The 21,685-nt window shown below is 70.4% G+C and carries 19 protein-coding genes; 2 read left to right on the forward strand and 17 right to left on the reverse strand.

Annotated elements, in window-relative coordinates:
* Window positions 1-151: 151 nt before the first annotated feature.
* From WMF17_RS42660 to WMF17_RS42685, 6 genes are all read right to left on the reverse strand, one after another.
* Window positions 152-937 (reverse strand): hypothetical protein, encoded by a 786-nt coding sequence (locus tag WMF17_RS42660; RefSeq protein WP_437599298.1) that lies wholly within the window; start codon window positions 935-937, stop codon window positions 152-154.
* Window positions 938-1,042: 105 nt separating this feature from the next.
* Window positions 1,043-1,771: a metallophosphoesterase family protein gene (locus tag WMF17_RS42665; RefSeq protein WP_437599299.1), complete on the reverse strand. Its 729-nt coding sequence runs from the start codon at window positions 1,769-1,771 to the stop codon at window positions 1,043-1,045.
* A gap of 519 nt (window positions 1,772-2,290) precedes the next feature.
* A complete protein-coding gene (locus WMF17_RS42670; RefSeq protein ID WP_437599300.1) occupies window positions 2,291-3,400 on the reverse strand; it encodes a formylglycine-generating enzyme family protein in 1,110 nt (369 codons plus the stop codon).
* A complete protein-coding gene (locus tag WMF17_RS42675; RefSeq protein WP_437599301.1) occupies window positions 3,397-4,716 on the reverse strand; it encodes a radical SAM/SPASM domain-containing protein in 1,320 nt (439 codons plus the stop codon). The genes WMF17_RS42670 and WMF17_RS42675 overlap by 4 nt, the downstream gene beginning before the upstream one ends.
* Entirely contained in the window at window positions 4,713-5,348 is a 636-nt protein-coding gene (locus WMF17_RS42680; protein WP_437599302.1) for a hypothetical protein, read from the reverse strand. Before WMF17_RS42680 ends, WMF17_RS42675 begins: the two co-directional genes overlap by 4 nt.
* A gap of 122 nt (window positions 5,349-5,470) precedes the next feature.
* A complete protein-coding gene (locus WMF17_RS42685; RefSeq protein ID WP_437646619.1) occupies window positions 5,471-7,321 on the reverse strand; it encodes a CotH kinase family protein in 1,851 nt (616 codons plus the stop codon).
* A gap of 534 nt (window positions 7,322-7,855) precedes the next feature.
* On the opposite strand from WMF17_RS42685, the gene WMF17_RS42690 reads away from it, so the two are divergent.
* Window positions 7,856-8,896, forward strand: coding sequence for a methyltransferase (locus WMF17_RS42690; protein WP_437599304.1), 1,041 nt, complete (start codon window positions 7,856-7,858; stop codon window positions 8,894-8,896).
* Between the two features lie 129 nt (window positions 8,897-9,025).
* Here WMF17_RS42690 and WMF17_RS42695 read toward each other — a convergent pair whose 3' ends face one another.
* From WMF17_RS42695 to WMF17_RS42715, 5 genes are all read right to left on the reverse strand, one after another.
* A complete protein-coding gene (locus tag WMF17_RS42695; RefSeq protein ID WP_437599305.1) occupies window positions 9,026-9,478 on the reverse strand; it encodes a nuclear transport factor 2 family protein in 453 nt (150 codons plus the stop codon).
* 51 nt (window positions 9,479-9,529) lie between these two features.
* Window positions 9,530-9,697: a hypothetical protein gene (locus WMF17_RS42700; RefSeq protein WP_437599306.1), complete on the reverse strand. Its 168-nt coding sequence runs from the start codon at window positions 9,695-9,697 to the stop codon at window positions 9,530-9,532.
* A 70-nt stretch (window positions 9,698-9,767) separates the two neighbouring features.
* Window positions 9,768-10,154 carry an AgmX/PglI C-terminal domain-containing protein gene (locus WMF17_RS42705; RefSeq protein ID WP_437599307.1) on the reverse strand — a complete coding sequence of 129 codons (387 nt, stop codon included), beginning with the start codon at window positions 10,152-10,154 and terminating at the stop codon, window positions 9,768-9,770.
* A 51-nt stretch (window positions 10,155-10,205) separates the two neighbouring features.
* A complete protein-coding gene (locus WMF17_RS42710) occupies window positions 10,206-10,844 on the reverse strand; it encodes an OmpA family protein (protein ID WP_437599308.1) in 639 nt (212 codons plus the stop codon).
* A gap of 540 nt (window positions 10,845-11,384) precedes the next feature.
* Window positions 11,385-12,362, reverse strand: a complete 978-nt coding sequence (locus tag WMF17_RS42715) for a DUF4423 domain-containing protein (protein WP_437646620.1) — start codon at window positions 12,360-12,362, stop codon at window positions 11,385-11,387.
* 108 nt (window positions 12,363-12,470) lie between these two features.
* Between WMF17_RS42715 and WMF17_RS42720 the strand changes: the two genes are divergently transcribed.
* Window positions 12,471-13,097 (forward strand): hypothetical protein, encoded by a 627-nt coding sequence (locus WMF17_RS42720; RefSeq protein WP_437599310.1) that lies wholly within the window; start codon window positions 12,471-12,473, stop codon window positions 13,095-13,097.
* Window positions 13,098-13,107: 10 nt separating this feature from the next.
* Here WMF17_RS42720 and WMF17_RS42725 read toward each other — a convergent pair whose 3' ends face one another.
* The 6 genes from WMF17_RS42725 to WMF17_RS42750 form a co-directional block, all read right to left on the reverse strand.
* Complete coding sequence (locus tag WMF17_RS42725) at window positions 13,108-14,805, reverse strand: amidohydrolase (RefSeq protein ID WP_437646621.1); 1,698 nt, start codon at window positions 14,803-14,805, stop codon at window positions 13,108-13,110.
* Between the two features lie 90 nt (window positions 14,806-14,895).
* Window positions 14,896-16,320 (reverse strand): hypothetical protein, encoded by a 1,425-nt coding sequence (locus tag WMF17_RS42730; protein ID WP_437646622.1) that lies wholly within the window; start codon window positions 16,318-16,320, stop codon window positions 14,896-14,898.
* Between the two features lie 10 nt (window positions 16,321-16,330).
* Window positions 16,331-19,147, reverse strand: coding sequence for a hypothetical protein (locus WMF17_RS42735; protein ID WP_437646623.1), 2,817 nt, complete (start codon window positions 19,145-19,147; stop codon window positions 16,331-16,333).
* A gap of 6 nt (window positions 19,148-19,153) precedes the next feature.
* Window positions 19,154-19,795, reverse strand: a complete 642-nt coding sequence (locus WMF17_RS42740) for a peptidoglycan-binding protein (RefSeq protein ID WP_437646624.1) — start codon at window positions 19,793-19,795, stop codon at window positions 19,154-19,156.
* Window positions 19,796-20,078: 283 nt separating this feature from the next.
* On the reverse strand, window positions 20,079-20,348 hold the full coding sequence (locus WMF17_RS42745; RefSeq protein ID WP_437646626.1) for a hypothetical protein: 270 nt from the start codon (window positions 20,346-20,348) through the stop codon (window positions 20,079-20,081).
* A 271-nt stretch (window positions 20,349-20,619) separates the two neighbouring features.
* Complete coding sequence (locus WMF17_RS42750; RefSeq protein ID WP_437646627.1) at window positions 20,620-21,627, reverse strand: hypothetical protein; 1,008 nt, start codon at window positions 21,625-21,627, stop codon at window positions 20,620-20,622.
* Window positions 21,628-21,685 lie beyond the last annotated feature (58 nt).

Below are 21,685 nucleotides of genomic sequence, written 5' to 3' on the forward strand. Positions count from 1 at the left end.
AGACATCGTGAGTTTGCGCAGGCTTCTCGGGGGTCGGGCTTTCGTTTTGGCCGGGGCGGGTTTCGTTGGTGAAGTACGGCACCCCCGGCGCGCCTGTCGCATCTGCACGGCGGCGCTCGTCTGGGCGCCTCGCGCCTGGCGGTGCCGGGGGCTATGCGGGGCGGTAGGGGGTGCCGGGGCCGGCTCCTACGCGGCGCGCCTTGGCCACGCGCCTCGCCTGCTGCCGGATGTGCTCCACGGCCTTCTCGAAGAACGGCTCGGGGGAGGCCTTGCTGACGGTGATCTGGTCTCCGCCGATGAGGACGACGAGGAGGCCCCTGTCGGTCCTGCCCACCGCGAAGAAGTCGACGGTGAACGGCAGCTCGTCCTCGACGGTGAGGGACAGCTGGCACTTCAGGACCTCGCCGACGCCGGGCTGATTCTCGACGATGAACCGCTGCAGCAGCCCGTTGGCCTGGCCATCGCCGGCGATCCGGTTGAGCGCCCACTTGTCCCTCGGCCAGGCCAGGTGGTCCCGCAGCTCGTATATCCAGAGCAAGAGCTCCTCCGCGACCTGGCCGATCGCCGCCTTGGACGCCTCATAGGACAGCTTGATCTGCTCGTATTTCGTCATCGGGACTCCATCGCTCTCCGGCGTGCACGTCGAGGCTACCAGAACGCCGCGCCCCGCCGCACGCAGATCGGGCCTGTCGACCTCGCCGACGCCGCGTGATCCGAGGGCGCGCCTGCCCGCGCCGCGCCAGGCGCTCATCGGGGCGCTCGCGCGCCCGGGGCGGCGTCGGAGCCCGTCGACCGTCCACACCGGCGGCGGCTCCATGACCCCCGGGAGGCCGAGGACCACACAACCAACCGGCTTGAGATCGTGAACCTCCGCGAGCGCGCCGAGATCGCCTCGATGGCAGTCGACGCCACGGCGCTCGCCCCCGTGAGATCTCATGTCATGGGTGTTCCCGGACTCCGGGTTGTACCGGACACCCTCCAGCGCTCGTCGATCCAGGGCGTCGCAGCTCGAGGGCGCCCTCTCGCCCCGGGCCGCGCGCGCTCAGGCGTATTGCTGCAGCAGCGCGCCGCGCATCGGGTTGTCGCACGCCCCCACGGCGGCGCGGAGCGCGTCCCTGTCGACCGGCACCCGGCGCAGGCTGACGTCGACCGCGCCGCCGCGCGCCTCCACGATCGCGTACTCGGCGTGGTGCAGCAGCGTCGGCGGCCCGCCGTTCGCGTACTCCTTGAACGGGAGCCCGACGCTCCCCGGGTTCACGAGGAGCGTGCCGCGGTGCTGGCGGAGCATCTGGAGGTGCGTGTGCCCTCCGGCCATCACCGTCGCCGCGTGGCCGTCGAGGCGGCGATCCAGCTCCTCGGGCGGCGTGTTCGAGAGGAGGTCCTCCATGTGAGACCGGGGCGAGCCGTGAAACAGGAGGAGCGTCGCGTGAGCGTCGAGCGGGATCGTGAGGCGCGCCTGGAACGTGCGCAGGAAGCCGAGGTCGTCCTCGGACAGCTGGTCACGGCACCAGTCCACCGCGTCGACCACGATGGGCGCCTCGGTGTAGGCGCGGATCAGCCCCGGATCCAGCATGAACTCATCGTGATTGCCGAGGATGCACGGACACCCGAGCTCCCGCAGCATGTCCAGGATGGCTCGAGGTCGCGGCCCCAGCGTCGCGACGTCCCCGAGGCAGATCACCTGATCGACGCCGGCCTCCTGGATGCTGGCCAGCACGGCCCTGAGCGCCACTTCATTGCCGTGAATATCGGAAATCAGGGCGATGCGCATGGGAGGACCTCTCTGCGGGCGCCATGGGGACGCTGGAGCGGCCTTCGGCGCCGCGGCGGCGCGGCGGTTGGCTGAGCTACAGCTTGTCAGGCTAGACCATGTCCGGCGGCACCTCCAGCGCCTCGCGGCCGCCCGCGCGAGGCCCGTGGTCCCGCGTGGGCAGCTCGGTTGGGGTCGATGGACACAGGCGTGGTCCTCGCGCGAGGTCCCCCTGCACCCTGGGGACCGCCAGCACGTAGGATGGGCCCATGCGCTCCGGCGGCTTCGAGCCGCGCTCAGCGAGGGCGCTCGACCGCGACAGGCGACGGCCGCTCCGCGACGTCCAGGCCGACGCCGAGCTGCCCCTCGGTGTCCTCACCCCAGCAGCGGCTCGGGCGCCGGGAGGTCGCGCGTCACCGGGTAGTGGTCGGATTTGAACATGAAGGCGGGAAGGCGGGAAGGCGGGAAGAAAAGATCAATGATCTTACCGCCTTCCCGCCTTCATGTGAACTCTCTCTGGGCAAATGAGACCACTACCCGTCACCGGGAGGTCCGGCACAGGCGAAATCCAATCGTCGGATCACTCGCTCGATCGGGCCGGTGCCCCATGCGGAACGAGACCCGCACGGCCCACGCGCAATCGGCCCACGAGCCCCCGCGGAGCACACGTTGCTTCGCCTTGCCGGGGCCCGTGGGGGACACGCGCGGGCTCTCGCAGTAATACGCGGCGTCGTATCCGTCGCTCGTCCATTCGCGGACGCCGCCGCTCATGCCGTGAAGGCCGTACCCGTTCGGCCGGAATTCCTGGGGCGGACGGATCGAGAAGGCCTCGAATCGGCCGAAGTCGCAGCGCTCGGCCGTGGGCGGGTCGTCCCCCCAGGGATAACGATGGCCGACGAGCCCGCCGCGCGCGGCCTTTTCCCACTCGGCCTCCGTGGGCAAACGGTAGGTCACCCGTTCGTTCGAGAGCACCTTGCCGAGCTCGTTCGCCTGGGCCCACGAGACAGCGACCATCGGCTTCTGGTCGTACGTCCAGGGGCGCTTGCCGTCCTTCCGGGCGACATCACCGAAGAGCTCTGTCGACGTCACGCGCTGCCCGCCGCGCAGCCATTCTTTCTCGGGGGCGTGCGCGTGCCAGTCGCGGGCGCGGATCGTCTCGCTTTCACAATACTGGCGGCGAATCTTGTGATCGTTGCTGAGGCCGAACCGGTCCCTGTCGAACTCTCCCGCCTTCTTGCCCTCCATCGGCCTCTGCGGGGGCATACCATCGGGCGGAGGGGGCCAGCCGAGGAGCGCGTTGTAGGCGGACCAGGTGATGGGGACCTCCGTCATCCAGAATGCGTCGAGCTCGACCGAATGCACCGGTTGCTCGTCGGGGTCGCCGTCCTCCGCGCCCATCCGGAACGGTCCCGCGGGCACGTATCGAAACACGAGGCCATGCTCCTCGATACGCAGCCGATCGAGCAGGAGGGCACGCGCGGAGGCGAGCTCGGGATCCGCGGGTTCGAGGCCGAAGGCGGCGTCGCAGGCTATGGCAGCCCTCTCGGGCTGGCCGGCCGCGGCGAGGTTCGCGGCGAGGGTCAAGAGCTCGGCGGCCGAGGGCAAAACACGATCGGCCGAGAGGAGCCATCCGGTGTCGAGCGCGGTCATGCGAGCCTCCGCTGAGCGCGAAGCACGGTGAGGGGATTGCGGCGAACCGGCACGGTCTCGTGCTCGGCAAGCCAAGGATCGGGGGCATTGACGTCTCCGGCCATGACGAGCGAACGAGCCCGGCAGCCGCCGCCGAACGTCGCCGTGCCCGTGCCATCCCCGGGCAAACCACGGATTCTGCGGAGTCGTTCGCCCTCGCTCCAGATACGATCGAACGGCGTGCGGCGGACGTTGTCCGCGACGAACGTCGGCCCGAGGAAGCTGCATGGATTGACGTCGCCCCCGACGGAGATGGAGCAAACGGTATTGCCCGCGCCGCACCCCCAGTTGTCGTGGACGACGGCCTGGGAATCACGGCGGCTCTTCGGGGAAAACGGGTCGATCGCGCGCGCCTCGGCGGGGCGGCCCGCCTCGTCGGCCCCGAGGGTCCAGATCGCGTCGAGCGCGCGCTCGTAATCGCCGAACGACGGCCAGAGCTCCTCCCGCGCCTCGGCCGAGCCCACGGGATACAGCGGCCGGAACACGGCCGTGTGCGCGCCCGCCCGCGCGGCGAGCTCGGCGAACGCCCGCGCCTCGTCGGCGTTGTGCCGCATGACGGTGAACGCGAGCGAGAATCGCGCGTGCGCCCGGAGCATGGCGAGCTTCTCCAGCACCCGATCGAACGTCCCCGCCCCGCGGACCCCATCGTTCGTCGCGGCCGTCGCCCCGTCGAGGGAGACGTTGAGCCAGACGAGCGACCGCTCGCCGAGCTTCTTCGCGATCTCCTCGGTGAGCAGGAGCGCATTCGTCGTGAGGCACGGGTGCAGGCCGTGGCCGGTGGCGAGATCGAGGATATCGAAGAGGTCCTTGCGAAGCAGCGGCTCGCCGCCCGTGAGGCCGAGGCGGAACGAGCCCATGCGGGCGAGGGTGCCGAAGAGCACGTCGAGCTCGGCGAGCGTGAGCGGGGGCTCGCGCCGCGGAAGCTCGCCGGCAAAACAATGCGAGCAGGTCAAGTTGCACGAGGCCGCGACCTCGAGGTGCACGGCGAGCGGACCCGCGAGGTGATCGGCCGGCGGCACGACGTCGAGGGTCTCGCCGTCGAAGCGCAGATCGTGGGTGAAGAAGTCCCTCCGATAAAACGCGGCGGCGAACGCGCCGAGCGCGTCTTTCCGCTCGGGCGGGGCGTCGTCGATCATCGCGCCCATCGAGGTCGTGCGGGCGCGGAGGAGGACGCCGGTCGCCTCGTGGTCGAAGGGCAGATACCGCGAGCTTCGCCTGTCGAAGACGGTCGACCCGAAGAACTGCGGCACGAGCACGAGCGGCGGCCGCGGGCTCACGCGGCACCTCCCAGCGCGAGCTCGAAGGTGCAACGCACCCAGAGCGGGCCCGTCTGTCCGGGCAAACCCACGACGCGGGCGCCCGTCTCCTGCACCTGCCCGAGGTGCCAATCCTTCGAGGGATCCTCGATCGCCGCGCTCGCCTGGACGAGGGCCGGCCAGCCGCTGTCGTCGAAGTCCGGCAGGCGCCAGGCATCGAATTCCGGCGGCTTCGTCGCCCCGACCATCACGGCGCCCGCGCCGGAGAGGAGCTCGATCTTGCGGCCGATCGACCGCGAACGTTCGGGCTCGAAGCTCCCCTTCGCGTCGTCGGAGTAACCGAGCGCGAGCGCGAGCTGCGGCGGCAATCCCCCCTTGGGCCGCACGCAGAGCGCGAGCACGTGCCGGCCGGCGCGCGCGTCGACGCGGCTCGATGCGAAGGGCGCGCCGTCGAAGAAGAGCTCCGCCTCGCCCGTCGTCCAGAGCCACAGGCGCAGCGGGAGCGCCTCGAGCGGGTCGATCCACCGCAGGATCGCGCCTCCACAGCCCGCCGGCACCTCGCAGCTCGAGTACTCCTCGAGCACGAGCCGACCCGACGACTTCTCGTATCGCGACAGCGTGTTGACCTGAACCTCCCGCTTCTTCTTCGGCATTCGCCGACATTATCACGCATGCGCACGGGCGCCGCGCGCTGGCGGGGGGCTGCATGGCCGGTGTTGCGTCCGGCGTCGGCTCCTCACGTCGGCCTCTGCGGCTGGAGCGCATGCGATTTTCGTCAAGGCAGCCTGCACACGTAGGGCAGCTCGGCGTAGCAGGGCATATCGTTCCACTGCCCGCCGGCCCAGCTCGCCAGCTCCACGCAGTGCTCTCCGTCGCCGGCGTTGTTCGGCTCGCCGCCCGTCCACCGCTCGTGGTCGTACGGTGTGCCGTCGGTCCACGCGAAGTCCCCCTCGGACGCCGCGTCGGTGAGCCCGATCCACCAGTCGCCCGGCTGGATCGCGTCGGCGCTCGAGACCACGAGATCCTGCGTCTCCTCGTCGTGGATGGACACGAGGTGCCCGCCCTGCGCGATGCAGTCGAGCTCCGCGTCCGCCCACGTCGCGGGCGCGAAGCAGAACGCCAGCGAGCCGCCCTCCGGAAGCGGCCGCGGGGCGCAATGCGGGCACGATGGCTCGTTGTCCACGAGCCCGTCACAGTCGTTGTCGATCAGGTCGCACAGCTCGGGGGCGCCCGGGTACACCGAGGCATCGCCGTCGTTGCAGTCCTCGTCGCAGCCGGACGAGAGGTCGCCGTCCGCGTCGAGCCCCGAGGAGTCCACGCAGGCGAGCTGCGTCCGCACGCTGGCAGGACGGTCGTTCAGGAAAGCGATGGTGGCGTCGATGTGCTCGCCGACGTCATCGGGGCTCACGTCCCGGCGCGGATCCTCGAGCACGTCGGCCCAGATCAGGGTGCGCACCGCCTCGGCGTCGCGCGCCAGGTCGAGCTCCGACGCGCGCTCGAGGACGCGCTCGAACGCCGCTGCGAGCGCCTGCCGGCACGGCGGTGAGGCGGTGCACATCCGCTGGAGGCGGGCCTCGCCGCCGAAGGGATAGAGATCGTCCGTGAAGGTCTGGTCGAGGCCCCACGGCAGGAAGGTCCAGCGGCCGTCGTCCGGGCGCCGCGCGATGAAGTAGTTGTTGCGCAGCCAGGCATAGCCGTCCCAGTGGCCGATGAAGGTCTCCGTGGCCGCGAACGCGAGGTAGCGATCCATGTCGATGTGCCGCGAAGCCTCGGCGAGGAACGTGTCCGGGCTCGTCATGTCGTCGAGCGCCTCCGCGAGATCATAGAGATCGGCGAACGCGACGTCATCGCCGTTGTCCTGGTCGAAGGTCTCGATGCTCGAGCGCTCGAGATCGCTCCCGTAAGCCCCCTCGTACAGGTTGCCCCCGTGGTCGCCGAACCATCGATCCAGAAAGCGAGGGTTATCCGCTGCCTCGACGGTGGCATACAGGCCGTAGAGCGAGCCGTTCAGCCAGACCGTCGCGTGGGCCGAGCGCGGCGCGGGCACATCCATCGCGCGGAACAGGGCGTAGGCCAGGCGCTCGTGGATCATGCTCCGATCCTGGACCATGTTGTTGAGCGCGAGCTTCTCCACCCCGAGCAGGGTCTGGTCGTCGGTGAACTCGTCGAACTTCAGCAGGAATGCGGCCTTGTCGTCCAGGGTCCGGAACGAACCGTGGGCGCCCTTGAGCCGCACGCCGACGTCGGCGAGCTCGACCACCTCGCCGTCCATCGTCACCGTGAGCTGCCCGGCGACGTACTCGTCGGGCGTGGCGTTGAGCCGATCGATCGACGCCTGCGACAGCGCGATCTCGAACCGCGGGATGCTCGTTCCGGCGAAGAGCGGCTCTGCAGGATCCGGTGGCGGTAGCTCCTCCCCGCCGGCGCCGCCGGCGCCGCCGGCGCCGCTTCCGTCGCCCGCGCCGCCCAGGCCGCCGGCACCGGCGTCGCCGCCGGAGCCTGAGCTGCCCACGCTGGTGCCGTCCGGCCGGGGATCCTCCGCGGCATCGCCGCAGGCGGCGAGCAGCGCAATGGACATCGCGAGCGGACCGGTCCAGTTCCAGGAACGTGGGGATGACTTTCTCACGGTCATTCTCTTTTACACGGGCTGCTCGCTCCTCGCACGTCTCCTCGAGTCGACGTGCATCGAGAGATCTCACGTCCGCCTTCGAAACATCCGGAGAGGCTCTCGCCTGGTTCGGTCGCGCAGCAACCTCCCGAGCACCGGGCCCGCGATGCCCCCGCCGATGAGCGCCGCCGGCCGCGCACCTCGCCGTGTCATCCCGCCACCTCCACCTTGTCCCCGGGTCAGCAGGGGTAGGACTACCTACGTGAACCTGCAGGACGGCCTGCAGGGAGCCGTCGCGCGGCTATCGAAAGGCGGCGCCGGCGCGGAGCGCATGGACGGAGAGCACCTCGGGTCGACCTCGTCCCCGGCACGAATTTGGCGAATCCAACCGGGGTACCTCGCTGGAATCGTGGCAAAATGAAGGCGCCAGGTTCAGACGTGCGGGCTACGGGCATTCCCGCCGGGAATGCCCACAGAGCACCGCATTGCGCGGGCTCGACGTCAGCAAGCCGCACGGACGCCACAAACATCGGATGAGATGGGAGCGGAACCATGAACGACGATGCAGCAGCACGGATCCCCTCGAGCACCGGCCGACAGCGCTTCAACGAGATCACGAATGCCATGTATCTCTTTCACGCGACGTGCACGGCGGCGAGCCTCGGGCTCGCGGACGCGATCGGCGACGCGCCCACGCGCGTGGACGACATCGCGGCGCGGCTCGGGCTGCACGGCCCGTCGCTCTATCGCATGCTCCGGGCGCTCGCGGCGAACGGGATCTTCGAGGAGCTCGGCGACAGCCGCTTTCAGCACACCGAGCTGTCGAGGCGCCTCCGGAGCGATCACCCCTTCAGCCTGCGCGCCCTCGCCGAGTTCTTCCGCTCGCCGGTCCAGCAGGATGCATGGGGCGGGCTCGTGGACGCGATCCGCGATGGCAAGGCGGGCTTCACGCATCGCCGCGGCAAGACGATCTACGAGCACCTCCGCGCCGACGCCGCCGACAGCGCGCTGTTCAACCGCGCCATGCTCGACCACTCGCTGGAGGGCTCGGCGATGGCCGCGCAGGCCTATACCAGGTTCGGGGAAGTGAGCTCGGTGCTCGACGTGGGAGGTGGACTGGGCACGCTCGCCTCCGCGATCGTGAAGGCCCACCCCCACGTGCGCGCCACGGTGCTCGATCTCCCGCACCTCGAGCCCTCCGCCACGCGCTACCTGCAAGAGGCCGGCGTGGGCGATCGGGTGAGCTTCCATCCGGGGGACTTCTTCGAGGCGGTGCCCGGCGGCCACGATCTGTACATCGTCAAGCACTGCCTCTGGAACTGGGGGGACGACGAGTGCTCCCGGATCCTGCGCGTCATCCGGCGCGCGATCGGCGACGCGAACGGCGCGCGGCTGCTCATCATGGAGCAGATCCTCCAGCCGTCCAACCTCGCGCGGGCGGCCCTCGCCGACGTCCTCATGCTCACGATCAGCGCCGGCGGCCGGTGCCGGAGCGACGGTGAATACAGGGAGCTCACGCGGGAGGCCGGCTTCCACCTCGATTCGGTCCTCCAGCTGGAGGACATCGCCATCGCCGAGCTCCTCCCCGTCTGACCCGGCGCGTGCCCTCGTCCCCGTCGGAGGCCCGTCGGAGGCCCATCGGAGGCCCGTCGGAGGCCCATCGGAGGCCCGTCGGAGGCCCGTCGGAGGCCCGTCGGAGGCGCCGCCCCTAGCGCGCGGCCATCACTGACCAGCTTCCGCGAACATGTTCGTGTTGCCAGTCTGGTAGGCGATCTCGAACCTCACCTGCTTGATCCTCCAGCCATCCACTTGCCTGGTCAACCCATAGCGGTAGTGCCCCGCGACCATCCACTCCTCGCCGCCCGGCGCGCGCGCGAACCGGTGATAAGCGCGCACATGGCACTCGGCGGAGGCCTCCTCGCCGCTCACCTCGACGTCGATGGGGCCGAGGAAGTGCTGCGAAACGTCGATCGCGCCATGAAATTTCTTCCACGCCGCCAGCATGTCGTCCGCCTTCTGCAAGGCCGCCTCGCCCCCGAGGATCGATGTGAAATCGTTCAAGACGACATCCGCGTAGAGGTTGCGGACCTCGTCCCATCGCCGCCGGTCGATGTTGTGGGCGGCACGGGTGATGACGTTCTGGATCGCTCGCGCTTCCTTCAGATCTTCGGCCATATATCGGTCCTTTCGGCGGCAGGTTTCACGCCCCCCTCAACCAGAGAGCCGTCAACGCCGATGCGCCGGCCCGGTCGAGCCAGGGGCTCGCGCGGCGCTCAGCCTGGTCATGTTCGCCGTACAGGCGAGCACGAGCTCGACGTGCGCGCGCACCCCGGTCACGAGCGTCGCGTCGTCGACGTAAAATGCTGGATTGTGATTGCTGGCTGCCGTCGTCACGTCCGCGAGACCACGGGTGGGGGGCTCGCGGACGGCGCGCAGGCCTTCGAGCGCTCGGGCTTCCCCGCGGCTACGCCTTCGGGGCCCGGGGCGTGAACTCCCAGACGAACTTCCCCTTGCCCTTGTTCTGATCCGCCGGCGTCAGGAGGAGCCCATCGATCGACTCGACGACGCAGCTCGTCACCTCCTTCGATGCGGTGGTGCCCTCCGGCTCGACGACGATGTCCGTGAGGCGGCCGCTGTCCTCGAGCACGAGAAAGCTGACGGTGACCTTCCCCTCGGCGGCGGGATTCCGGGCGAGCTCCGCGTCGTAACACGACCGGATCTGCTCCTCTCGCGTCGCGAGCAGCGCGGCCGTGTCGTCGCGGTACATCTCCGGGCTCCGCACGGCGAAGGAGCACCCTGCGGACGCGCTCGACGAGGCGACCAGGACCATACCGAAGAGCCATTGCTTCATGCGCGCCTCCTTGCCGGGAGCAGCGTTCGTGGATCGACCCCGGATCAGCATCTACTGCCCTTCCCCCGCGGCCTTCGCGGTGTCCTGCTCGACGATGTTGAACTCGACCCGGCGGTTCTTCTCACGCCCCTCCTCCGACTCGTTGTCCGCGATGGGCTTTGTCTCGCCGAAGCCCTTGGCGGTGAGCATGCTCTGAGGGATCCCGTGCTGGACGAGGAACTCCATCACGGCCTTCGAGCGGCGATCCGAGAGCTTCATGTTGTGATCGTCCGCACCGTCGGAGCTCGCGTGCCCCTCGATGGCGATCTTCTTGATATGCGGGTGCTTCTTGATCGTGTCGACGACCTCGTTGAGCAGGCTGTGCGACTCCACCCGGATCCCCGCCTTGTTGTGCTCGAAGAGGATCTTCTCGTTGATGACGATCTTGTCCTCCGTCACCTCCACGCGCTTCTTCTCGGGCGGCGGGGGCGGGGGCGGCGGGGGCGGCTGGCCGACGACGGTGAACGCCCGTCCCCCTTCGAACGCTGTGATGCCGCCGCAGGCCGCCGAGCCAAGGCTCACGCCGACGAGCAGGGCGAGGGCGATGCGAGGCCCGAGGGCCGTGGGGCGCCGCGACACGCGATGGGCGCCGGGCCAGGAGCGAGGGCCCGGATGGCGCCTCGCGCTTCGGTTGTCGGAGAGTTCGTTCATGGTCGAGACTCCATGGGCCGCTGTCATGGGCCCAGGTCGCTGGGTGGCGCGCTCAGCGCGAGCACGACGAATACCCCGGATACGGGTGGGGTCGGCTCGCGGGCGAGCTCCATGCCGCGCACCCTAGCCCAGATCGGGCGCGGCGAGCTAGCCCGGATTTTCACCAAAATGGCCCCACTTCAGCTCGCTGGCGACACCGTCGCTGACCCCGGGTCCCCCGGGTGGGAAGCCGCTTCGCTCCAGGTCGCGTTCCCCCGAACGACGCCAGCTCGGCGCTGCGTCAGCCGATTTCCTCCTGTGAAAATCCAGCCTGACCGCGCGGAGCCGCCGCAGAATGCGGCATGCTGCATTCCGCGGCACGATGGTGGAGACACCTCGGCGGGGACGCACTTCCCGCGTCAGGAGCAGGACGAGGATGGCGTGGCCCACCTTCGCCGTGGCCTCGAACCGTGTCCGCGTCGGCCTGGCCGGAGCTCCCCTGCGCTCGATGAGGGCCCGCGGCTCCCGGGGGCTCGGCCATGTCGGGCCCCGATCCGTGCCTCACGCGCCGAGCTCGAAGAGCTGCATCGCCACCAGCGCGACGCAATCGGGCTCGCGCGAATCCGACACGATCTGACGGAGCTCGTGGAAATACCGCACATGCAAGGCGCGCAGCCGCTCGAGGTCACAGCGCGCGACGCTGACCAGGTTGTAGGAATACAGGCCCGGATCGCCGCGACGCTGCCGGCGCGCGGCGACGTCGAGCCAGTGCGATTTCAATCGTTGCCGCGGCTCGGCGGCGCCTCGGGTCATGTCGACCGTCTCGGCCGTGGCGGCGTACCGGCCCTCGCGCCATCGGACCAGACCCGCCCGCGACAGGGCTTCGAGGCACGCGCGCACCTCGTCGTCCGGGAGCCGGAGGCGAGCGGCGACCCAGGCGTCGTCGTGGCAGGGGAGGGCCGCGTAGCTCGCGAGCTCGAGGACGCGCAGGACGGCGTGAGACCAGGGGAGCTCCGTCGCTATCCGGCGGCGCTCCTCGAGCACACGGAAGTCGCGCGCCACCGAGGGCAGCTGGCCCGGGTGGACGAAGAGGGCGAGGAAGTCGAGGAGCCTGTCGGTTGTCGCGTCGACGAGGGCCAGCACGTCGGGGAGCCGGGGCTGGGATGTGCCCGCGATGAAGCGCGACACCTGGGACGCGCTGCGCCCGATACGGGCGCCGATCTCGGCGTTGCTCAGGCCCCCCTTGACGACCTGAAAGAGGGTGGCCGTGAGGGCCGGGTCGGAGACGGCGACGTCCCCGCCGAGGGCCGACTCCTGGCGCACGAAATCCGAGAGCGCCCGGTGGACGTCGACGCCGTTGTACGCCGCGACGCGCAGCAGGGTCGGGAACGTGGGAAAGCGCCGCCCGGACTCCCAGCCGAAGGCGACGTTCGTGCCGTACCCGAGCCGGACGCTCAGCTGCCGCTGCGAGCGTTGGCCGCGGAGCGCTCGGCAGAAATCCTTTGCGATTTCATCGTACTGCGCGCTCTTGTATCGCATATATGCATCGATGTTAGCATAATAGCGCGATAGATAATGCGTATTTGCGCTACGCGGCGCTTGCGCTGGCTCCTGCGCTGCGACAGGTGGATGGCGAAGGAGGCTTCGATGAACGTACGATTGGCTTGCTGGCTGCTGGTGGGGCTGCTCGTGGGGTGCGCTCACGCCGGGGGACAGACGGGGGAGGTCGCCGCCGATCCCTGCGACTCGTTCCCGGAGGTGGCGGGCCAGTTCGTGGAGCATGGCCTCGTCGACCCGACGCCCCTCGGTGTGAGCGGCCAGGAGGCCATCGATGCGACAGGCGGGGCCGGGAGCTTCGACGTGGCATGGGCCAACGGAACGACGAGCGCCGTGAGTTGGTCCCTCGCCGCCGACACCGAGAGCTCGCCGGTTGTGGCGTACATCGACCGCAGCAGCGCGTGCGCCGACGCGTATCTGCAGATCCTCGTGCTCGGGCATCTATCGAGCGCCGACGGCATTCTCCACCACGATCAGCGCGGGGCGCTCCATCGGGGCGACGACGGGGCCACGCACCTTCGCTTGTTCTTCTCCTTCGACGAGAACCCGTTCCCGGACGTGTACGCCGGTGGTGGGTCGGGGGACAGCTGCGCGGGGTGCAGCGGCGCCTTCGAGCTCTCCGTCGAATCGCGCTGGGAGGCGGGCGAGTCGACCCCTCGGGGCCATGTGTACCTGAGCGAGCACGGGACGCTGCTCGGCGAAGTCGGCACCTTCTGAGGCCGATCGCTCACCGCGGGGCCGGCGCGCGCGCCACGCGGCCGCCCACGACCACCATGTCGATCGGCGTGTCGACGAGCGAGCGATCGGGCGAGAGATCGCGGCCGAGGACCGTCAGATCGGCGACGTAGCCGGGCGCGATCCGGCCCCTCTGGCCCTCGGCGAAGGCCGCATACGCGGGCGCCGCGGTGAAGGCCAGGAGCGCCTCGTCGAGGTCGAGCCGCTCCGCAGGCATCCACCCGCCCGGGGGCTGGCCCGCGAGATCCTGCCGGGTCACGGCCGCGTAGAGGCCGAGCAGCGGCGAGACCTCCTCCACCGGGAAATCCGAGCCGAACACGACGCGCGCGCCCGACGAGAGCAGCGACCGCCAGGCGTAAGCGCCCTCCAGGCGACGGGCGCCGAGCCGCGCGGGCGCCCACGGCATGTCGCTCGTCGCGTGCGTCGGCTGCATCGAGGCGATCACGCCGAGCGCCGAGAAGCGCGGCAGATCGTCGGGCGAGACGATCTGCGCGTGCTCCACGCGGAACCGCAGCGCCGCCGCCCGCCCCGGGCCGAGCGCCTCGAGCGCGTCGAGCACGGCGCGGTTGGCGCGGTCGCCGATCGCGTGCACCGCGAGCTGGAAGCCCGCGTCCGCGACGAGCCGCGCCGCGCGCGCGAGCGCCTCGCGATCCATCAGCAGGAGCCCCTTCGTCGAGGGCTCGTCCGCGTACGGCTCGAGGAGCGCCGCGCCGCGCGAGCCGAGCGCGCCGTCGGCGTAGAGCTTGACCCCGCGCAGCACGAACATCGCCGTGCCCGTCGCGTCGACGTCGGGCGCGCGCCCCCCGAGCCCCTCGAGCCTTCCCTCGCCAGCGAGGTACGCGTGGACGCGGATCGGCAGCCGCCCGGCGGCGGCGAGCGCGCGGTAGACCGCCACGGTCTCGTCGTCGATGCCCATCTCGTGCACGCCCGTGAGCCCGGACGAGAGCGCCTCCTCGGCCGCGCGCAGGATGCGCCGCTCGCGCACGGCGGGCGGGTCGGCCGGGATCTGGGCCTCGACGAGGCCCATCGCGCTGTCGACGAAGACGCCCGTCGGCTCGCCCGCCGCGTCGCGCAGGACGCGCCCGCCCGGTGGATCCTGCGTGTCTCTGCCGACCCCGGCCGCGCGCATCGCCGCCGCGTTCGCCCAGAGCGCGTGCCCGTCGACGCGGCGCAACGCCACCGGATGCTCCGGCGCCGCCGCGTCGAGCGGGGCGTGCGTGGGGAACGCGGCGCCCGGCCAGAGGTTCTGATCCCAGCCGCGCCCGGTGATCCACTCGCCCTTCGTGCGGGCCTTCGCCGCCTCGGCCACGACCGCCGCCGCCGCCTCCGCGCTCTTCGTGCCGCGCACGCTCAGCGTCTCCAGCGCGACCCCGAGCCCGTAGAGATGGCCATGCCCGTCGACGAGCCCGGGCACGACCGCGCGCCCCGGCAGGTCCACGACGCGCGTCCCCGGCCCGACGAAGGCCTTCGTGTCGGCCGCGCTGCCCACGAAGACGATCCGCTCGCCGCGCACGGCGACCGCCTCGGCGCGCGGCTTCGCGGGGTCCATCGTCCGGACGACGCCGGCCGTGATCACGAGATCTGCGGGCGTCGAGGGCGTCGCCGTCGTGGCGGGCGGCCCCGCAGACGCAGAGCCGAGAGCGAGGCTGCCGAGGAGGCTCAGGAGCGTCGCTCGGAGCACGTTCGACATGAGCGCCACCCTAGCACCCGCGCGCGGCGCGCAACGGCGCCTCGAAATTCTGCTCTCTTCAGGCGTCTTCAGCCCGCTCGTCGATCCAGGCTAGGTGGGCGGGACGAAGGGAGGCAGGTCGACGAGCGGGCGCAGGAACAGGCCCTGTTCGGGCTCGGCGTACACGACGACCGGCGTTCGGCCGCGCAGGAACGAGAGCTGCAGCGGTGATGCCAGCGCGGGCGCCGGGCCGGCCACGTCGGGCCGGCTGGCGTCGACGAAGGACCACGCCTCCGCGCGCCGCGCGAGCACCGCCGCGCTCCCGCGCTGATCGACGGCGACGAACGCCTCGTCGACGGAGGCATCGGCCAGGCACGTCAGCTCCGTTGTCTGGTGGGCGAACGCGTCGTCCTCGGTGAGCGACCACGACCACAGGGCGTGGAGCCGGCCGCGCGGGGTGGCCACCGCGACGAGGGCCGCGCCAACCGAGCAGCCTCCTGCCCCGAGCTGCGCCGCGGCGGCGAGCAGATGGCCGGGGCCCTCGATCGCGGCGCGGAGCCGCGTGGGGCCGCAGCCGGGGGTCCAGCTCCCCCACAACAGGGAGGTGGCGCCGCTCGTGCTCGTCACCACGAAGATCCGGCGCTCGCCATCGGGGCGATGCACCACGCGCGCCCAGGCGGGGGCCGGCCCGGAAACCACCACGTCCGCCCCCAGCACGGCGGCCTGGACCAGGCGAATCGCCCGTAGCCGCCACCGGGAGCCCTCGTCGCGCAAGAGCAGGAGCTCGGCATCGGGGGCCCCGGGGGCCTCCATGGAGAGCTCGCATGCCGGGCCGATGGGCCGCCAGTCGGAGGCCTGCAGGTCGAGCTGGCCCCGCTCGATCGCGCCATGCTCGTGGACGGCGTAGCCGAGCTCGCGATCGACGATCCAGGCCACGTACTGGCGCCCGGGCAAGCGATCGGCGGGCACCGAGAGGATGGGGACAGCGAGCGCCGCGGCCCGCGCGAGATCGACGGTAGGCCCGGCGGCCAGCGCGGGCTGCTGGGCGATCGAGGTCAGGCGCATCGTTCCCGCGTCGCGATCGTTCCAGGCGCAGGCCAGCGCGCTCATCGGCCCGCCGCGCTCGGGCTCCACGGCGAGCGCAGCCGCGGGAGCCGCCTGTACTTCGAAGGGCACGGCGTCCGATCGCGCCTCTCCGTCGTCCCACCGGAAGCGGGCCCGGAGTCGATAGCGCCCGGGTCGAGGCAAGGACAGCCGGCGTCCGAGGTAGAACGCGTCCTCGAGCTGGGCACCGGGCTCCAGGGAACACGGCTCGCTGAGCAGGAATACCGAAGGGTCGAGGATCGGCGCCGCGATCTCGGTCTGTTCTCCCGTGGCCAGATCGGTGAGCTCCAGCGCCGCGCGGCCGCGTGGATCCTCGACGTTGATGTCCCGCAGCGCCTCGCCGCCGCCGTTGACCAGCGTCACGCGGCACGCGGGCAGCTGCGGCCAGCGCAGCACCGGAGGTTCGAGATCGAGCCGTACGTGGACCGACATGCGCTGCGCCTCAAGCCCCGGTGTCGAAGGTGTTGCTCTTGACCGCCCAGCCGCGCAGCGAGAGCAGGCAACGCCCGCACAGCTCGCCGTAGCAGCCAGCATAGCTCATGACGCAGACGACGTCGTTCGGAGCCGGCGTCGCGAGCTTCGCCGCGGGCGGCGGCTGGTGCATCTTGGCATCGGAGCCACCGGTGTCCGAGGGCCAGGCCTGGTGGCACAGCATGAGCACGTGACCGAGCTCGTGGATGCCGTTGGAGGTCGCCGGATAGATGAAGTTCGGATAGTAGGTGCCGCTGGTGCAGGTGAGCAGAGCTCCGCTGGCCGCCCCGAATCCGCTGGTGACAAGGTCCTGCCCCACGTCGTGGAGCTTGTGATGCCACGACGCACCCCACGGCGCCTGGATGAAGGTGAGCCCGGGCATCAACCCCCCGTCCGCGAGGCTCTCGATCACGCCCTCCACGAGGGCCCAGCCCGCGAGCCCGTACTCGCCATCCTCGTCGTAGTCCATGGCGAGGTTGGCGAGGCCGGCGCCGCCCGGCTTGCGCGCGTTGTAGTCGGTGTGGGCGCGCAGGGGGATGAGGAACGGCGACGTCGCGTCCTTGAGGATCATCGTCGGCCAGTGCACCTTCTTCTTGAAGCGACCGCTCTGGTCAAACGACCTCGCGCCAACGTCCAGCGCGCGGTCGAGGTGGGCGGGGTCGATCGTCTCGATCCGCGTACAGTCCTGGATCACCTCGCAGTAGGCCCACCGGAGCTGGTCGGGGAACGACGAACTGGCGGTGGCGACCGGGCGCCATTGCTCTGCGGCCGGCGCCGCCGCATTGGCCGGCTTGGCCGTGGTCGTGGCTGGGTACGGCGGCTCGCGCGGGGTCGACGGCAAGATGGCGGCGTCGACCATGGCGTCATCGAGCTTCATCGCCACGAACAGGGGGGCCGTGAGCCGGTTCAGGTTCCCGTGCTTCACCAGGCCGAGCACTTCCGCGCTCCAGTCGCGCGACGTCTTGTGGTCGAGCTTGACGTGCTTGTAGATCCGCACGTTGCGCCACACGATGAGCGTGCCGGTCTCGGCGGTTGTCACGCTGTCGGGCGACGCGTTCTGCGCGGCGAGCCAGCTCTCCTCGAGCGTCACCTTCAGCCTGTATCGATCGCCGCCGCAGCGCGAGGGCTTGAAGATCGTGCCGCCGAGCCCCTTGGCGTTCGTGACGCACTGCACCGCGTGCGGGTACTTCCTCGCATCGTCCGGCAGCGTGGCGTGGGCGATCGTCCCATGGTCGACGGTCTGCGACGGGCGCTTGGTGTGGAAGCCTTCGACGTCGGCCGCCGGCACGTCGAGGACGGCCTTGATGCCGTCGGCCGACTCCGCCTTGCCACACCACTTCTCCGGCACGTTGCGGCGCTGCGGATCGGTGGGAACCGTCGCGGCGTTCACCAGCGCATCCTCCATGTCCTTGATGAACTTGCGCTGCCCCCGGCCAGTGAACTCACTCGGTGGCTTGGACGCGAGGATGCGCGCCGCCACCGTCTTGGCGGCGGCGTTCATGTGCGGGCGCAGGCTGGGGTACGGTCGCGTGGCCTCCCCGGTCCACCACGCCTTCACCGCGCTCCAGTTCGGCTCGGGCGCGGGCGCGTCGGCGTGCGCGTCGGGGAGCGGCGCCGCCGGAGCCCAGGTGTCGATCCATGGGTTGATCGAGCCGGTGCTCGCCTGGGCATCCGCCTTTGTGACGAGCTTGTGCACCGCGGTGTACTCCGCCGCCAGCAGCCCCTCGCCGAGATCCGGGATCCGTGGCTTCCACAGCTGCGCGGGTTGCACCGGTACCGGCGGACGCGCCGAGCTCGTCCACAGCGTGCAGTCGCGCCCGTAATCCATCACCTTGTCCGGGGCCGGCGGCGCCTCGAGGGGCCCCTGGGTGTCGAGGTCTGGATCCACCAGCTGCACGATCACCTTGGCACCATGGACGGGAACGGGGGCGTCGCTCCCTACCACCTTGGTGACCTTGACGAGGAGCGGGATCCTCCCGAGCATCGGATTGTCGGTGTAGACGAGCGATTCGAGCGCGTGGCGATCGGCGCCGACCGTGTACTCGTACTTCGCCCCGACGGCCGAGTCCTTTCCGCCGTTGTAGACGTGGTCGCCGGTGAACAGCCCGGAGGCGGCTCCCTTGGTGGAGCGGAATCCGCCGGGCACCCGGATCGCGGCCGCCGAACCCTTGCGGGGCAGGGTCGATTTCGCCAGGATCTGCCCGCTGGTCGGGAGCGAGGCGGCGAGGAGGTGGGCCTCGATCTCCTGCTTGAGCAGGGCCCTGAGCTCGGCGTCGGACAGCGCCTTTCTTGCCGCGGTCTCGTGCACCCGCTTGAAGTAGGCCCATGAGTCGGTCGCCCACTGGTCGAGGCGGCCCGCCTTGGGCAACGAGAGCGGCGCATAGAAATAGCCGAGCACCTGCAGGCGCTGCCGCACGCCCGCGTCGGCCGGTGGGGAGCCCATGCCCATCGGCTCGAACAGGCCATCGATGTCGCCGATCTCGATCGTGACCTGGAGCTTCGGCCTGGGCGGCGCGATGACGTTCTGCATTCGTCGCCGCACCGGCTTGAGCACCGGCATGCTGAAGCCGTAGGTCGTCTTTCGGTTGTGCTTGAGCTTGGGACCGAGCAGCGACTCGAGGTGCTCGATGGCCTTGACCCCGAACAGCCACTTGCCCTCCACCTTCAGGGTGATCGACTTGTTCGACGGCCCATCGACGAGCCCGGGATACCGCTGCGCCATGTACGCGCGCGCCTGGTCGCCGGTGTGCGTCCCGCCGTCGACGATCGTGATGTCGGTCCACAGCATGCCGGCTCAGCCCCCGTAGGCATCCCGCAGGCGGGATCGGGTATCGTCGTCGAGCTCCCCGGTTGGAACGAGGCCCTCTGCGGCCTGGACGCCCTGGAGCGCCTCGGCGGTCGGGCCGTCGAGCTCTCCGTTGAGGGGGCCCTCGTACCACCCCAGGTTGCGCAGCCGCGCCTGGATTCCCTCGAGATCATCGGCCGGTCGGAGGTGGCCAATCTCGAGCTCGTAGGTCTCCTCGGGTTCGTCACCCCGGGGCGGGATCCTGAGTGTTGCCTTGCGCGCTCGGGGCGGCAGCCATTCGTCGAGCCACCCGTCGCCGTCGGTCGAACCCGTGCGCTCGTCCGACGCGATCGTCAGCGCGTAGTCGACCCCACCACGCGGCCGTCCGGCGAGGTCGAGCAGCTGCACGCGCAGCTTGGACGGTACGCCCTTGCGGCGGAAGGTATGCCTCGCCTCGGTCGCGCACTCGACGGTCTTCGGGCGCAGCGGGGGCACGAAGACCTCGTCGCCCGGGACGAGCGTCACCGGATCACCGCGCAGCTTCCGTAGCGCCGCGTTGTCTGGGTGATTCCAGACCACCTCCCAGTAGAAACCATGGGCGTCGGCGATGCTCTCGATGCAGTCGCCAGCGCGCACGACGTGCTTGGCCATGCGAATAGTCCCAGCGGATTGTCACACGAGGGCGCGGCGTGGTGCAAGACGAGCGTCGTCGTCGCGCTCCACGGTCTCGGACGGCGGGCGAGCGTCGTGCGTGGGGGTGACGCTCCGCTCGAAGAGCGGCAATCGGGAGAAGGTCGTCCTGGAACGGCGCCGACGAGCTCGCCGGCCGGCGATAGCTCGGCCTCGGGAAGCAAGGCTGGCGGCGGGCACATGCCGGCCGCATTCGACCTCGCGCGGCGACTTCAGCGGCCTCGATGGCGAGGCCCGCGGAGCTTCAGGTGTGCCCGACGAATAGCAGCTCGACCTGCTCGAACCCATTCACCGTGAAGGACATGCGGTGGTAGCTCCCCAGATAGATCTCCCACTGGTCCCCCCCACCATGGAGCTTCGCGCACTTGATGTGCAGCTCCGTGGCGGCGGCGAACGGACCTCTGGTCGGCACGAGGGCGAGCCACTCGTTGAGCTTTGTTTCCTCGGAGCTCATGAGCCCCGCCTTCGAGAGCTGCTTCTCGTACCTCTTCTCCGCGGTAATCGTCCAGACCACGTCCGCCTCCTGTCCCCCCAGGCCAAGTCGTCGCGGGGGCCGAAATTATCGTGGCCCGTACGAAAGCTGTCAAGCGCGCCCCGCGCCGCTCGGGGCTTTCGGGATCGCTCGGCATGGCGGTCCACATGCGCCGGCCGGGCTGGCGTTCGTTGCGAGCGTTGCAAGAGGCACGCCCGGCGGCCGACGATGCCCTTTCGACGGTTGCACCGCCCGGCGCCGGCGCGATGCCGGCGCCGCCTCGATACGCTCGTGGGCGAGCTGCGCTGACCGGTTATTTCAGATAGGCGCCGCAGCGCCCGTCGCCGTCATCGACATCTTTCGCCGTCGCCTTTCCTGGAGGGAACGCGCCGCGATCGCAGAGGGCCGCGAGGATGTCGAGGAGCTCCTGCGCCATCTCCTTGCCTGTGCTCCCGCGGACCTGACGGCCCATGGGCGAGCCCGGCTGCCCGTTCAGGATCTTGTGCCAGTCCTCGTACGCCTTCTGCCGCGCGTGTGAGCCGAGCGAATAGGCGCCGTCGTCGAAGAGCTCCTCCGTCCCATCGTCGCCGTGGCACGAGGAGCAGCGGTCCTTGATGTGAGCCTTCCCGCGGGCGGCGTCGCCGCCCGGCAGGAGCGCGTAATGCCCTTGAGCCGGCGGCTTGAGCGTGAAGATCTGGTCGGGATGGGGGAGCGCGCCGTCGCGGACGCCGACAACGAACGCGGCCATGGCCTCGATCTGAGGGGGCGTGAGCACGTCGCCGTACGCGGGGATCTCGCGATCCCCCTTCGTGAACAGGAGGACGAGATCCTCTTGCGTCTCGCGTCCCCCGAGGAGGTTCCGCGAGACGGCGTACCCCTTCGCCATCGCGCTCGGTCCATAGATGCCCTCGCGCCCCTTGAGATCCCACCCGAAGAAGTTCTTGAGCCGATAGTCATGGCCAGCGTCGTTGTTCATCGCCTCCCCGGATCCGAGCTTCAGCGTCCCATTGGCCGAGGGACCGCCTTGACCATCCAGGGCCCCTTGGGTCTTCGAGCTATCGGGGACGAAGGCCGAAAACGGGGGCTTTTTCCCATAGAATTTGTCGAAGAGCTGGCCGCCGAGCGCCGTGTCGATGGCGGGCGTCGCCGGCGCGGGCAGCGCGGGGGCAGGGGCGGGTGTGGGATCTGCGGACGGCTGGGCCGGCTCGTTTGCCGGCGTGGCAGGGCCGCAGGCCGCGACGCAGGCGAGGAGCGCAGGGAGCGAGGCGGAGAGGGGGGCGCGACCTGGAGCGAGCGAGCGGTGGCGGGCACGGTTGAGCAAGACAGTCTCCTGGCGAGGGGGGATCACGCGGCCACTGTATTCACCTCCGGCCCGGCGC

The sequence above is a fragment of the Sorangium sp. So ce362 genome, assembly GCF_051519845.1.
Lineage (GTDB): Bacteria > Myxococcota_A > Polyangia > Polyangiales > Polyangiaceae > Sorangium.